The organism is Streptomyces sp. NPDC111507, assembly GCF_055638955.1.
This window is the reverse complement of the sequence record NZ_JBVKBU010000009.1, coordinates 1-12,740: the sequence shown is the minus strand read 5'-3', so window position 1 is coordinate 12,740 and position 12,740 is coordinate 1. Positions and strand designations below refer to the sequence as shown.

At 69.3% G+C, this 12,740-nt stretch carries 10 protein-coding genes; 5 read left to right on the top strand and 5 right to left on the bottom strand.

Features of this window, described 5'->3' with window-relative positions; all coding sequences use genetic code 11:
* Nucleotides 1-42: 42 nt before the first annotated feature.
* Nucleotides 43-1,314 (bottom strand): helix-turn-helix domain-containing protein, encoded by a 1,272-nt coding sequence (locus tag ACZ7M2_RS31365; protein WP_471598182.1) that lies wholly within the window; start codon nucleotides 1,312-1,314, stop codon nucleotides 43-45.
* Nucleotides 1,315-1,692: 378 nt separating this feature from the next.
* On the opposite strand from ACZ7M2_RS31365, the gene ACZ7M2_RS31360 reads away from it, so the two are divergent.
* Nucleotides 1,693-2,070, top strand: a complete 378-nt coding sequence (locus ACZ7M2_RS31360; protein WP_471598181.1) for a hypothetical protein — start codon at nucleotides 1,693-1,695, stop codon at nucleotides 2,068-2,070.
* A 133-nt stretch (nucleotides 2,071-2,203) separates the two neighbouring features.
* Entirely contained in the window at nucleotides 2,204-2,728 is a 525-nt protein-coding gene (locus ACZ7M2_RS31355) for a hypothetical protein (RefSeq protein WP_471598180.1), read from the top strand.
* Here ACZ7M2_RS31355 and ACZ7M2_RS31350 read toward each other — a convergent pair.
* From ACZ7M2_RS31350 to ACZ7M2_RS31340, 3 genes are all read right to left on the bottom strand, one after another.
* Nucleotides 2,686-2,979 (bottom strand): hypothetical protein, encoded by a 294-nt coding sequence (locus ACZ7M2_RS31350; protein ID WP_471598179.1) that lies wholly within the window; start codon nucleotides 2,977-2,979, stop codon nucleotides 2,686-2,688. The genes ACZ7M2_RS31355 and ACZ7M2_RS31350 overlap by 43 nt on opposite strands.
* A gap of 110 nt (nucleotides 2,980-3,089) precedes the next feature.
* Nucleotides 3,090-6,212 (bottom strand): FG-GAP repeat domain-containing protein, encoded by a 3,123-nt coding sequence (locus tag ACZ7M2_RS31345; protein ID WP_471598178.1) that lies wholly within the window; start codon nucleotides 6,210-6,212, stop codon nucleotides 3,090-3,092.
* Between the two features lie 517 nt (nucleotides 6,213-6,729).
* Entirely contained in the window at nucleotides 6,730-7,353 is a 624-nt protein-coding gene (locus tag ACZ7M2_RS31340) for a TetR/AcrR family transcriptional regulator (RefSeq protein WP_471598177.1), read from the bottom strand.
* A 98-nt stretch (nucleotides 7,354-7,451) separates the two neighbouring features.
* On the opposite strand from ACZ7M2_RS31340, the gene ACZ7M2_RS31335 reads away from it, so the two are divergent.
* Together ACZ7M2_RS31335 and ACZ7M2_RS31330 are read left to right on the top strand one after the other, a co-directional pair.
* On the top strand, nucleotides 7,452-8,435 hold the full coding sequence (locus ACZ7M2_RS31335; RefSeq protein ID WP_471598176.1) for an aldo/keto reductase: 984 nt from the start codon (nucleotides 7,452-7,454) through the stop codon (nucleotides 8,433-8,435).
* A 225-nt stretch (nucleotides 8,436-8,660) separates the two neighbouring features.
* Complete coding sequence (locus ACZ7M2_RS31330; protein ID WP_471598175.1) at nucleotides 8,661-9,131, top strand: hypothetical protein; 471 nt, start codon at nucleotides 8,661-8,663, stop codon at nucleotides 9,129-9,131.
* A 225-nt stretch (nucleotides 9,132-9,356) separates the two neighbouring features.
* On the opposite strand, the gene ACZ7M2_RS31325 is transcribed toward ACZ7M2_RS31330, so the two are convergent.
* Nucleotides 9,357-11,516 (bottom strand): protein kinase domain-containing protein, encoded by a 2,160-nt coding sequence (locus tag ACZ7M2_RS31325; RefSeq protein ID WP_471598174.1) that lies wholly within the window; start codon nucleotides 11,514-11,516, stop codon nucleotides 9,357-9,359.
* A 377-nt stretch (nucleotides 11,517-11,893) separates the two neighbouring features.
* Between ACZ7M2_RS31325 and ACZ7M2_RS31320 the strand changes: the two genes are divergently transcribed.
* A complete protein-coding gene (locus tag ACZ7M2_RS31320; RefSeq protein WP_471598173.1) occupies nucleotides 11,894-12,439 on the top strand; it encodes a DUF4232 domain-containing protein in 546 nt (181 codons plus the stop codon).
* The last annotated feature ends 301 nt before the right edge of the window (nucleotides 12,440-12,740 follow it).

Genomic DNA, 12,740 nt, shown 5'->3' with positions numbered 1-12,740 from the left:
CGAACCCCGCATCTGAGAACCCGCAATCGGAACTGCTCGTCTCTAGCCGTCGTACGGGACCCAGGCACGTCCGCCTGCGTCGTTCGTGCCGTACCAATAGTGCGGCAATGCCTTGATGCTGGTGGTGTGGAACGGGCGGCCATGGTCGTCGATGCGGATCGTGCCGGTGCGGCCCTGGGAGGACCAGTCGAGTTCGAGGTACCAGCGGGCGTCGTAGTCCTGTGTCGTCGCGTCGACCAGCAGCACCTCCGGGTCCTCGGCGGAGACGCGGTAGGGGAAGTGCACGGCGGGGATGGTGCGTCCGGTGTCGGAGCCGTCCTTCGGGCGGGTCACGGGGCGGTCGGCGTCGAGGTTCACGGTGAAGCGGCGGGGCGCGAGGTCGCCGCCGCAACCCCCGCCCATGGCGTATGCGTTCCCGGGGAGCGGGCTGCCGCGGCTGACGATGCGTACGTGGAGCGCTGTCAGGACCACGGCCGTGGGGGACCGCCCCTGCACCGAGATCTGCACCATCGTATGCCGCCCGTGCACCGCGCCCTGCGTCGCCGCCCACACTCCGGCGTCCTGCTCCACCGGCGGCGGAGGCACCTGTGCGGGCGGCTTGTCGATGACGTAGTCGTGGTCGCAGCCCTTGTCCCAGACCAGGGAGTCGGTGCTCCAGGCGAGGGGCAGGCCGGTGGTCTGCTTCGCGGCCGGGGTGGGGGTCTTCTGCCGGGGGCTGGGCGACGCTGAGCTCCGGGCAGGGGAGGGGGAGGCGATGGCCGACGGTTCCGTGGAACGGTGGGGTGCGCCGGGGGCGGTCGTCCGCGAGCCCGTGGGGTGGGAGGCGTCCGCCTCGGAGGAGCGGTCGTCCGACAGGACGGACATGCTGGCCAGAGTGGCGAGCAGCGCGCAGGCGACCGCGGTGGACGTCAGGACCCGTCGTCGGCGATACCAGGGGCCGGCAGCGGGGGAAGGGGCGGGGTCGTCCGGGGCGGGACCATCCCCGGGCTGCTCCTCGGAGCTGCTCTCCTCGACGAGTGCCCCGTCCGGTGCCGGCACCGCCGCCGCCGAGCCGGCCGTACTCACCCGCTGCCGAGCCGCCACCGCCGACAACCACAGCCGGTGCAGCTCGAGCCGCTCCTGCGGTGTCGCCTCGCAGAAGGCCGCGAGCCGCTCCACGGGCGCGAAGTCCTGCGGCACCGTCTCGCCCGCGCAGTACCGGTGCAATGTGGAGGTGTTCATGTTGAGGCGGCGGGCCAGGGAGCCGTAGCTCCGGTCCGTGCGGTCCTTCAGCCGGCGCAACAGCGCCGCGAACTCCTCGACATCGTCCGGCATCGACACCCTTCCTCCGTCCTCCGCCCGCGATCCCGTATCCCAGGTACTCATATCTCTGCACGTCAGATGGGCTGGGATGGTTCCACCGTCGCCAAAAGGGCGGCAGTCGTTGCGCCGGACTCCGGTGACCGCTGATGCTCTTGGTGTCGCACCGGCCACGGCTGTGGAGGACCAACCGGCGTTGAGCGACATCCGACACACATGCACTCACGGTTGCCTCCATGGGCACCGCGCTTGACACGTCGTCACACACGCTCACGATGCCGGCTGCCGTACTCGGCGCGGTAGTGGCCTCACCCCCGCTGAACGGCGGCATCAGCAACGGATCACGATCCACAGCTGTCGTGTCAGACGATCCACCTGATTCTTGGAGGTTTGATGAAGTCCGTCATCCGAAAGGCGGCAGGCCTCGCGGGCGCGGTCGTGGCCGCCGCGGCCATGTCCGTGACCGGCGCATCGGCAGCCCATGCGGAGGCCCCCACCCACGGCTGCCCGTACCCCTATGTCTGCTTCTACGTGGACGAGCACGCCTATGACGCAGGCACGCCGATCACGAAGTACCGCGATGTCACCAGCTCTTACCAGACGGTCAGATCCCGCCCGCACTACCACGTCGTGAACACCCGGAACGACGACGTGGCGTATCTACGGCTCCAGGACGGGACCTCGATCTGCCTGCCGCCAAATTTCGAGACCGTGTTCACGAACGCTTACAGCGTCACCGGAATAAAGATCTCCAGCAGTTCCACCTGCTGAATCTGCTCGAACGGTCGGCGGGCGCTTTCGCAGTTCGGCAGGGGTGGGACGGTTCCGCCGTCAGGCGCCTTCGGCGCGAAAACCGCAACGGGCCGAGAGCAACCACATACAAACCACGAAGAGGAAGACCCACATGAGCAGGAAGTCCCTCGCACACCGTCGCCCGAACCGCCGGGCGGCCGTCGCCGCCGGCCTCGTCCTGGCTGTCGGACTCGCTGTGTCGACACAGATGTCGGCACAGGCGGCCGTCCATGCCCCCGCGAAGAGGTCCACCGCCGCGGTGCAGTCGGTCAGCGGCACGTCCGGCCAAGCTGTGACCCGGGTCGCCGACTTCTACGGCGCGTACATCGACGCGAAGGGCGACTACACGGACCCGGACATCACGCTGGCCACGGCGCTTCGCAACCACTACCTGACACCCGACTTCGCCAAGCGGCTCACGACCTGGGAGAAGAAGAACGGGGCGGACGGCGTCCTGCGTGCCCAAAACGTCCCGAGGAAGTGGACGGCGACCGACAACGGCACCGTGGGTAACGGCCATGAGGTCATCGTCACGCTGACCTTCGGCAGCGGGGAGACGACGCAGAAGATCAAGCTCTTCGTGCTGGTGGAGCGTTACAACCACATCGTCGACATCGACACCACGAGCGCCCGCTGACGACGCAGCCGCTCAGCCCGGTCGTCCCGGCCCGGACAGGGCACCGGGCTGGAAAGCCGGCGGATGCCCTCCCGGGGTGCGACGAGAATCGAACTCGCACCCTCCCCTAGCCCGGCGCCCGGTGCGCGGAGGAGTTCGGCGTCGAACCCGTCGTGCGGCGTCTCCCCCGAGCCCGAGACCGCGGCCATGAACGCATCGTCACTCAGGTCCCACTCAGCAGAACCCAGCAACTCGATGATCTGTTTGCCCATGACGCCCGGCACCCCAGGAGTATCAACTGCGCCCTGGCATGAGGGGGGATGAGCATAGGCGCCCGGTGGCATCAAGCCACCGGGCGCCCTTGGAGGGCCGAACTCACCGCCTACGAAAGGAACTTGTAGCCGTTCCAGCCGTTCGCGATCTGCGTGCGCGGGCCGAACGAGCCCTTGCCGTCGCCGTTGTTGCGCCACACCTTGCCGCTGGTGTCGCGGGAGATCAGGTCCGGCCTGCCGTCGTCCGTGATGTCGCCGACCCCGACGACCGCGTTGTACGAGCCACCCCAGTTCGACAGCACCTTGACGCGGGCCGCGAACGTGCCGTCGCCCTTGCCGTTGTAGCGGTAGACGTTGTTGGACGTGTCCTGGGCCAGGAGGTCGGCCTTGCCGTCGCCGGTGATGTCACCGGTGCCGATGATCTTCTTGTAGCCCTTCCAGTTGTCGTAGAGCTTGACGCGGGAGGCGAGCTTGCCGTTGCTCGTCCCCTTGTAGAGGTAGACCGCTCCGGTGGACGAGTTCCTCGCGATCAGGTCCGGGCGTCCGTCACCGCTCACGTCGCCGGGCGAGGTGAGCGCGTTGTACTGCGTCCAGCCGCTGGTCGCGAGGGTCGTGTACGACGTCGACGGCTTGACCGCCGCCCCGCAGCCCGGCTTGTACAGCCGCAGCGCGCCGCTGCTGTAGCGGACGAGGACGTCGTTGCAGCGGTCGCCGCTGAGGTCGCCGAAGGGGATCGCCATGATGGTCGTGGGCCAGCCGGTGCCCGTGTACTTGTCGCCGAGCCTGCCCGTCCCCGAGCCGCTGTGGAAGGTCAGCCCGCCCGAGGAGTTCAGGGTGAGCAGGTCGCCGCGGCCGTCCGGGCCGTCGGGGCTGACGAAGTCACGGCGCACCGCGGCTCCGCGCTGCAGGAAACCCTTGCCGCTGGTCACCGTGGTCGGCGTGGTGGTGCCGAGGCCGGTCGCCTTCAGGGTCCAGGTGAAGTGGCCGTTGGGGAAGTAACTCCCGCTCGCCGTCCTGCCGTTCCAGGTCGCCGTCACCCGGCCCGGGGTCGCGCCGCCGGTGAGTGTACGGGTGGCCTTGCCGTTCGCGCCGCTCTGGACCGAGGTGAAGGTGAGCGACCAGGAGGTGACCGGGCGGGACAGCACCCAGGCACCCTCGAAGGGCATCCCCGGGTCCACATAGCTGCCGGCCGACGCCTCGAAGGCCGTCACGGCGGACGGGGCGATGCCCGTGGTGGTGACGTGGGTGCGCTCGTAGTCGTCGAACCAGGCGACCAGACCGGTGTACTCGTCGACCGTCCAACGGTAACGGCGGTCCACGGTCAGGCCCTTGTCGGCCAGGCCGGAGGCGATCGTGCGCGTGGTGCCGGTGGCGGCCTCGGTGAGGACCAGCGTGCCCGCGCCCTGGTCGTGGCGGACGGTGAAGCCGTCGCCGAGCAGCACGTCGCCGGGGGTGACCGCCTTCGACGTACCGGCCTTGGTGTCGTACACGCCCGCCGAGTCCGTCCCGCAGGCCCAGTACACCCAGCGGCCCGCCGCCTGGAGTTCGCTCGGCACGCAGGCCAGGCCTGGGACGGTCACCGTGGTGAGCGTCTTCTCCTGCGGGATGCTGTACGAGGTCAGCTTGCCTACGGTGCCGGCGCTCCACAGGGTGGAGCCGTTCAGGGCGGCCGCGCGCACGGACCGCTTCAGCTTCTGGCCCTGGCCGAACTCGCCGACGTACTGCGCCGGGGTGGTGCCGCCGGAGTCGAAGACGGCGTAGTCGTCGGAGACGTCGACGATGCGGCCGCCCTGGCTGCCGAAGTCCAGATCGTGGCCGCCGATCTCCACCAGCCGGTCGTCGCCGAGACCCTCGCCCTCGTCGGTGCCGCCGTTCGCGTCGAGGTAGACGTCCCGGGCGTCGAGGTTCCCCCACAGCGCCGAGCACGTGGTGCTCTCGTACGGGCAGAGGGCGGCGTAGATCGAGCGGCTCGCCGTGGCCTCGGACGCCGTCAGCGTGGCGGAGCCGTCGGTGGTGAGGGTGCGCACGGACGTGGTGTCCGCGACGGCCTTCGGGTCGTCCTCGGCGACCCGCAGGCTGCCGCGGCTGAGCGCGATGCCCGTCTTGGCGTTCTCCACCGCCGGGGACTGCTGGACCTTCTCCAGCTTGAGCGTGCCGTCCTCGGCCTGGCTCACCCGCCGCACCCACCAGTCGGTGGCGTCGGTGCCGCCGGTGACCAGCGCACTGCCGTCACCCGCCGTCAGCGTGTACTCGCCGGCGCTCGCCAGCAGGGTCTGCTGTACCGAGGGATCGTCGACATTGACCGCGAGCAGCCGGGAGCCGAGCGCGCTGGAGGACAGCGGCAGCAGCAGCCAGTCGCCGACCAGGGCCGGGTCGCCGTCGAGCATGCCCGGGTCGGTGGGCAGCGCGACGACCTGCTCGGCGGCGGTGAGGTCGGTGCGGGACTTCAGGTGCAGCTCGGCGGTGCCGGTCTGGTACCAGCCGATGCGGTCCTCGCTCATCACGTAGTGCGAGGCGTAGGTGGCGTCGGTGAACGCATAGGTGTTCACGGCCGAATCGACGTCGATGTAGCCGATCCTGCCGGCGTCGACCGACCAGAGCACGCCGGCGGAGTCCGCCGCGAGGACGTCCTCGGTCCCCACGCCCGTCCAGTCACCGGTGACCTCGCGGGTGCGCCACTCGCCGTCGGCCTTGTCGATCAGGGAGTGCGTGGTGACGATCGTGTCGCCGGCGAGGGCACGGTAGTAGCCCTGGCCGTAGGCGACGGAGCCGTTCCAGCTCACCTTCTTGGAGGTGGCCGTCGCCGGATCCCACAGGGTGGCGTACGCGTCGTTGGCCGTGGCCGGCAGGGCGACCAGGTCGCTGTCCGAGCCGTACCAGGCGTTACGGCACGCGGAGCCGATGTTCGTGCAGCCGGTGCCCGGGGTGTAGACGCCGGCGGCGTTCTCCACGGTCACGGTCCTGCCGGTCGCGTAGTCGGTCCACAGCAGCCCGGTCCTGCCGGTCTGCCGGTGCAGGAAGCCGGAGTCGCCCGCGACGTACGGGCGGTCGGTGCGCGGTGTGGTGGAGCTGGGGTCGGCCAATGTGATCGCGGTGGCGCCGGCCTCGGTCTCGGCCGCTTCCGCGGAGCCGCCGCCCTCCGACAGGACGACGACGGACGCGGCCACGACGGCGACCGCGAGTGAGGAGACGGCGGCGGCCAGACCGCCCCGTCTCAGGGCGTGTCTGCCCACGTGATGTTCCCTCCCCTACGAGGGTCCGTGCCCTCGCACAAGTGGCCGGATCTTACCCGACTCTTACCAAGGGGTGCGGACGGCAAGGGGACGCTCGCGCAGATGAGAGGGGGTGGGCAGGCCACCCGACACAGGCAGGCGGCGGCTTGATCACGCTGACAACAACAGAGCCCAGGCCACCGACCTGGGGTTTCTCTCTGGAGCGGGTGACGAGAATCGAGCTCGCACTCTCGGCTTGGGAAGCGACGGCGCTTGGGGAGCTGGATCGCTTCCGACCTGGGTGTATGTGCTCTGGCGTGGCGCCCGCAAGCGCGGGAACACACCGTTGTCGACCGTGGTTCACCGGCCTTCAGGGCACGCTATGGGCGCACGCCGTCGCGAGCGTTGACCGGAAGGTCTCCGTTGCAAGAGCACGTCGTCGGTCCCGGTACGCCGTTGACCGCCGCGCAGTCGACGCGGATCGAACCGCTGCTTCCGGACCGGACACCGAAGCGAGGGAGTGGTGCGCAAAGGGCGGCTACGCGCTGCCATTGCCCGGGGCGTCGGCGCCGGTGTTGCCCGTGGTGGCGGGAAAGAGGCGCTGGACGGCCGCGACGACGGCGGCACGCCGGGCCGTCGGCGAAGGGTCGCGGACCTGGTCGGCCGCCGCGTCCAGGAGATCGAGCTGGCCGGCCCAGGCCATGGCGATCTGGTTGACGAAGACGAGGATGTCGATGGGCTCCCAGACGGGATCCAGGTGGCCGGCTTCCTGGGCCTTGCGGAGCTGCTCGACCTTCCGGCGGACGGCTTCCTGGGTGGCGGCGTCTGCGTCGTCGCCGGCGAGTTCCAGTCGGCCCCAGCTCATGAGCCGGAAGCGGTCGGGGTGGCGGATGAAGTAGTCGTGCACGCGCCCGGCGTATTCGGGCAGGTCGGTGGGGTCCAGGCGAGTCGCCTCGGCCACCGCGGCCATCTCCTGTTCGGCGACGAACCCGTAGAGGGCCTCCTTGCTGCGGAAGTACGCGTAGAGGCGTTCCGAGCTGGTCCTCGCGGCCCTGGCGATGCGCGTGATCCGTGCGCCGGCGATCCCGTACCGGGCGAACTCGGCCCGGGCCGCGGCGACGATGCGGTCACGGGTCGAGTCTGCGCTGGTCGAAGAGGCCATGTCGTAAGCCTACCTAACCAAAAAGATCTGTTTGGCAAGGGCCACTCGCAGGGCGTACGGTCAAAGCAAACATTTTGGTTTGACCTGAGGAGCGCGTCATGCAGCACAGGACACTTGGTGGCCAGGGCCTGGAGGTCTCGGCGATCGGCTACGGCTCGATGGGCCTGACCATGGCCTACGGCCCCGGCGACGAGCGGGAAGGCGTCGCAGCCATCCGGCGCGCCCACGACCTGGGCGTCACCTTCTTCGACACCGCCGAGCTCTACGGCTGGGGCACCGGCTCCAACGAGATCCTGGTCGGCAAGGCGGTCAAGGACTTCCGCGACGAGGTGGTCCTAGCCACCAAGTTCGGCTTCGACCTGTCCAACCCGTCCGAGGGACTCGGCCTCGACAGCCGCCCCGACAACATCCGCAAGGTCACCGACAACAGCCTGCGTTACCTCGGCACCGACCGCATCGACGTCCTCTACCAGCACCGCGTCGACCCGGACGTGCCCATCGAGGACGTCGCCGGCACCGTCAAGGAACTCATCGACGCGGGCAAGGTGAAGTACTTCGGCCTGAGCGAGGCCGGCCCGGAGACCATCCGTCGCGCGCACGCGGTGCAGCCGGTCTCCGTCCTGCAGACCGAGTACTCCCTCTTCGAGCGGGACGTCGAGCAGCTCTTCCCTGTCCTCGACGCACTCGGCGTCGGCTTCGTCGCCTACTCCCCGCTGGGCCGCGGCTTCATCACCGGCACCGCCAAGCCCGCCGGAGCATACGACGCCACGGACATGCGCAACTCCGACCCGCGCTGGGCTCCGGGCAACTTCGAGAAGAACGTCGAGGCCGTCAACCGGCTCGCCGACCTGGCCGCGTCCAAGGGCGTCACTGTCTCCCAACTGGCCCTGGTGTGGCTGCTCACGCGCGGCGAGCACGTCGTGCCCATCCCCGGCACGCGCAGCCCCCGGCGCATAGAGGAGAACGCCGGCGCCGCCGACGTCACCCTGACCGAGGCCGACCTGGCCGCCATCGACGAGATCCTGCCCCATGGCGGCTTCGGCGCCCGCTATGCCGAGGGGCACGTGCCCACCTGGATCTGACCGCCGCTCCGGAGGCCGAAAGCGCCGCCGCTCTTCGGCACCGTTCGAAGATCGGGTACGCGGATGGCGGTCAACGGCAAGCGCCGGGGCGCCCAGTTCGGAAGTATGGTTCGACACCATCGTGGTCCAGAACGGCACGGATTGGCAGACGACATGCTGAGGGTCGAAGAGTTGGAGGCCGCGCTTCCGTCGATGACACGGTGGCGTGTGCCTGGGGGACACAGCGTGGACTGGGCTGCCCTCGAGGCGGTCCTCGGGACGGCGCTGCCCTCGGACTTCCGCTCTCTGGCGGAGGCGTACCCGGTGTTGGTGGTCGACGACTTCCTCATGGTGTCCGTTCCCCTGCCCGGCACCGAGGTGTCATGGGCGTCCGCGGCAAGGGAGGACGAGATCCTTCAGGATCTGTACGAGATGGGCGACACCGAGGGCTACGTTCCCTTCCCGCAGCCGGGAGGCCTGATCGGCTGGGCGGATTCCAATGCGGGGGATTCTTTCTACTGGAGGACGATCTCCCCGGACCCGGACGCATGGCCGGTGGTCGTCCGCACGGACAACGCGGACTGGATCGAGTTCCCGGTCGGCGCCGTCGAGTTCCTGGCCGGTGTGTACGGGCGCACCATCGACGTGCCGGGCATGCCCGGAGACTTCCCCAGCGACTTCCCGAAGGTGCTGGGCCTGAGCGACCGCATCGACTGATCGGCCCTTCGGCAGCCGGCATGAGTGTGAGCGATCGCACCGCCCCGACCGGTCGTACCTGAGGGGCATGGCGCTCATGGTGACTTGACCGCTCTTTGCTCGCGTTGCGGTGCGGGTCGCACGAAATGCATCTCACCATGTGAGGCGGATGGGGTGCGAGTGGCTTGGAGTGGCACCTGAGCACCCCTCGGGCGGCCCACATGCCGCAACGATGGCCGCGGCCGGTCAGGTGGGCCCGTCCGGGCTCCGGGAGAAGGCCGTGTCGCCGGCCGTCGCCACGATCGCGTCCTTCACGAGCAGCACGCGCGGCGGGTAGTCCTGCGTTTTGTCCCCAGGGTGGTCCAGTGCGGAGGTGCTCCAAACCTCCGCTCCGGTGCGGCTGTCCAGTGCCAGCAGACGGCCGAAGCGGTTCGAGAAATAGACCCGCTTGTACGTCGCCGACACCGCGGGCGCGGACAGACTCTCCACGTCCGTCACCTTCTGCCAGAGTTGTTTGCCGCTGTCCGCCGACACCGCGGTGACCGAGCCGTTGGACCGGACGAAGTAGACGACGCCGGCCACCAGGGTGGTCGCGCCGGTCAGCGGATGTGCCAGCGGTATCCGTCGTATCTGCCCGGTTTCCGGGGCCACCCGCAGCAGCGCGTTGTACGGCCGTTCGTACCCGGCTTCGTACACGTCCTTCGCGGTCTGGGGGGCGATGAACAGGGGTTGCCCGCCGACAGCGCCGAGCGCTTCCGCCTTCTTGGGCAGTGTGGCGGTTTCGGTCAGGCTGCCGGGTCCGAGCTTCATCAGCTCGACCGGGGCCTGGCCGGGCTCGGTGCCCTTCGAACACAGGGCGTAAGGGACGCCTCCCAGCGCCGACGGAGTGCAGTACTCGTCCAGTGAGGGCGCCCGCCACAGTTCCTTGCCGGACGGCTCGTAGGCCACGAACGACGAGTAGTCGGGAGACAGGGTCAGCAGTCCGCCGTCGTACAGGACCGCCGGCTCGGACAGGTTGATGTCGCGTTGCCACCGCCGGTGCCCGGTACCGGCGTCGAGGGCCACCACGCGTCTGGTCCTGTCGTCCGGTTCCTCGTACATGTAGACCAGCCCGTCGCGAACACCGATCGGCTGCACCCCTTGAGGGCGGGTGCCGGTCCGCCACCGGGTGCGGCCGGAGGCCACGTCGATCCTGGCGACCGTGAAGCCCGCACCGCCACAGAACAGGGAGCTTCCGTCCGCTACGCATCCGGGGCTGTCGTAGTCGAGAGGGACACCCTTCACGTCGTACCGCAGCTCCGTCTGCCACGGTCGCCAGCCATCGGGCAGTGACGCGGTACGGGCGGTGGCCGTGGCGGAGGCGGCAGTCCCGGATGCGGTGTTGGTGTCCCGATCGGACACGAAGGCACCCACCCCGATGGACAGCCCCGTGACGGCCAGCACCGCGACGAGGCCCGTGAGCAGCATCCGGACTCGCCGTCGTTTGCCGGTGCCGATGCCGGTCGCGGCGCCCGCGGGGGTGGTGGCCGCGTTCCGAGAAGTGGGGCGACGCCGAGGTTTCGCGGACCGCCCGGTCTTCGGGGACGCGGTGGCGTCGGATTCCGGCAGCGCCTGGAACATGCGGTGTACGTCCGTCAGTTCCGGCCGTGCCGCCGGGTCCTTGTCCAGGCAGCGCTCGACAATGCCCAGGAGCGCTTCGGGCACCCCGTCGAGGTCCGGGGTCCCGAACGCCACCTGATACCCGGTTATATACGGGCTGTCGGTGTCGAACGGTCCCGTACCGACGGCCGCGAACACCAGCAGCGACCCCAGCGAGAACACGTCCGAGGCCGGGGTGACCTCTCGGGGAGAGGCCAGTTGTTCCGGCGACATGAAGGGCGGAGTGCCGATCATCCGCCCGGTCGTGGTGAGGTTCTGGTTGTCGGAAGCGCGCGATATGCCGAAGTCGATGACGCGCGGCCCGTCCTCGGTCATCAGGACGTTGCTCGGTTTGAGGTCCCGGTGCACCAGGCCCGCCCGGTGGATGTCGCGCAGCGCCTCGGTGAGCCCCAGCCCCAGCGCGCGCAGTTCCCGCTGGCTCAGCGGGCCGTCCTTCTCCACGACTTCGGCAAGGTTGACCCCCGGCACGTAGAGCGTCGCCATCCACGGCCGGTCGGCGTCCGGGTCGGCGTCCACGACAGGCGCGGTGAAGGCGCCGCTCACTCTGCGCGCTGCCGCGATCTCCTGCCGGAAGCGCGTTCGGAACTCCTCCTCCTGGGCGTACGGCCCGTGCACGAGCTTGACCGCGACCTGCCGTCCCGAGGCGGAGACTCCTCGATAGACGACTCCCATGCCGCCCGCCCCGAGCCGACCGAGAAGGGTGTACCCGCCTATGGACTCCGGGTCCCCGGTGCTCAGGGGCGTCATTGCCGATCGTCCTTCCCAGCGGCTGCCTGCCTCACGGGGATCACAGTAGGGCCTGCGACGGCTCGTCCGCCTTGGCGGGGGCTCAACTCCTCGCCGTCCAGGGCGATGTCGAAGTCGTGCCGGTCATTCCGTTCGGCGTCCCAGGAAGGTCATGTTTCTGCAGTTCAGAGCTGGTGCGAGCATTCCGGCATCCCGAATCTCCCGAGGGTAATGGCGGTTGGGACGCCGTAGGGCACAGGCTTGGGTCATCCGAACGCGGCGCCTCGCCGGACACGGTGATCGGACCCGTTCAACTCCGCGTTCATGACCCGTACTTCCGGTGTTCCCATGCACAACCGGAAGCTCGTCTCCTTGTGTTCAGAGAAAGCAGTCCACTCATGCGTAGCACTACTCGTTTCGTCTCCCGCACGGCCGTCTCCTCCATGGTCGTCGCCGCCCTCGCGCTCGTCGGCTTCCAGGCCGCCGAGCAGACCGCCTCCGCCGCCACCGAGAAGGCCCCCTCGGTCGTCACCTGCACCACGGCGAACACCACGCTGACCGTCACCAAGGTGTCCCGCCCGATCAACCACCTGCTGCTCAAGGCCACCAACACCGGCACCAAGCCCTGCTACGCCTACATCGCCCCCTACCTCAGGGCCGGCGCCGACGCTCAGGCCCCGCTGCCGTGGGCCGAGGAGACCACGCCGCAGGCCGTGGTGACGCTCAAGCCCGGCCAGTCCGCGTACGCGGGCATCACGACGTCCACCCCCGACGGCGAAGGCGGGGCCAAGGAGAAGACCCTGGGAGTGTTCTTCGCCGACAGGAAGGGCAACGCGACCAACAAGGAGAAGACCCTGAAATTGCCGAAGGCCGGCGTCTTCTTCAACAGCGCTGCCACCGTCACCTACTGGCAGGACAACGCGAAGGACGCCCTCTCCTGGTAGCCGCCCTGGCGCCCACAGCCGGTCCACCTCGCCGCCGACGACGATGGCACACGACCCACGCGGGGACGCAGTACGGGGGCTCGACTGCTCCGTCGCGGTGCTGCACCTGTGGGTGCGGGATGTTCCGACATGTCGGCTTGCAGATGCACAATCCTGTGGCGGCGCAGGTGGTCCGAGGGCGGTGGGGGGCCAGCGTCACGTTCGGCTAAAAGGTCATCTCAATTGGTGAGTCGGCGGTAGCAGATGAGGGTGCTGGCGATGCTGGCGAAGGCGAGGAAGTGGACGGCTTTGCGTTCGTAGC

What these genes read in the sequence shown, in the direction of transcription:
- ACZ7M2_RS31365 (WP_471598182.1), bottom strand. Translation starts at nt 1,314, where the DNA reads ATGCCGGACGATGTCGAGGAGTTCGCGGCGCTGTTGCGCCGGCTGAAG.
- ACZ7M2_RS31360 (WP_471598181.1), top strand. Translation starts at nt 1,693, where the DNA reads ATGAAGTCCGTCATCCGAAAGGCGGCAGGCCTCGCGGGCGCGGTCGTG.
- ACZ7M2_RS31355 (WP_471598180.1), top strand. Translation starts at nt 2,204, where the DNA reads ATGAGCAGGAAGTCCCTCGCACACCGTCGCCCGAACCGCCGGGCGGCC.
- ACZ7M2_RS31350 (WP_471598179.1), bottom strand. Translation starts at nt 2,979, where the DNA reads ATGGGCAAACAGATCATCGAGTTGCTGGGTTCTGCTGAGTGGGACCTG.
- ACZ7M2_RS31340 (WP_471598177.1), bottom strand. Translation starts at nt 7,353, where the DNA reads ATGGCCTCTTCGACCAGCGCAGACTCGACCCGTGACCGCATCGTCGCC.
- ACZ7M2_RS31335 (WP_471598176.1), top strand. Translation starts at nt 7,452, where the DNA reads ATGCAGCACAGGACACTTGGTGGCCAGGGCCTGGAGGTCTCGGCGATC.
- ACZ7M2_RS31325 (WP_471598174.1), bottom strand. Translation starts at nt 11,516, where the DNA reads ATGACGCCCCTGAGCACCGGGGACCCGGAGTCCATAGGCGGGTACACC.
- ACZ7M2_RS31320 (WP_471598173.1), top strand. Translation starts at nt 11,894, where the DNA reads ATGCGTAGCACTACTCGTTTCGTCTCCCGCACGGCCGTCTCCTCCATG.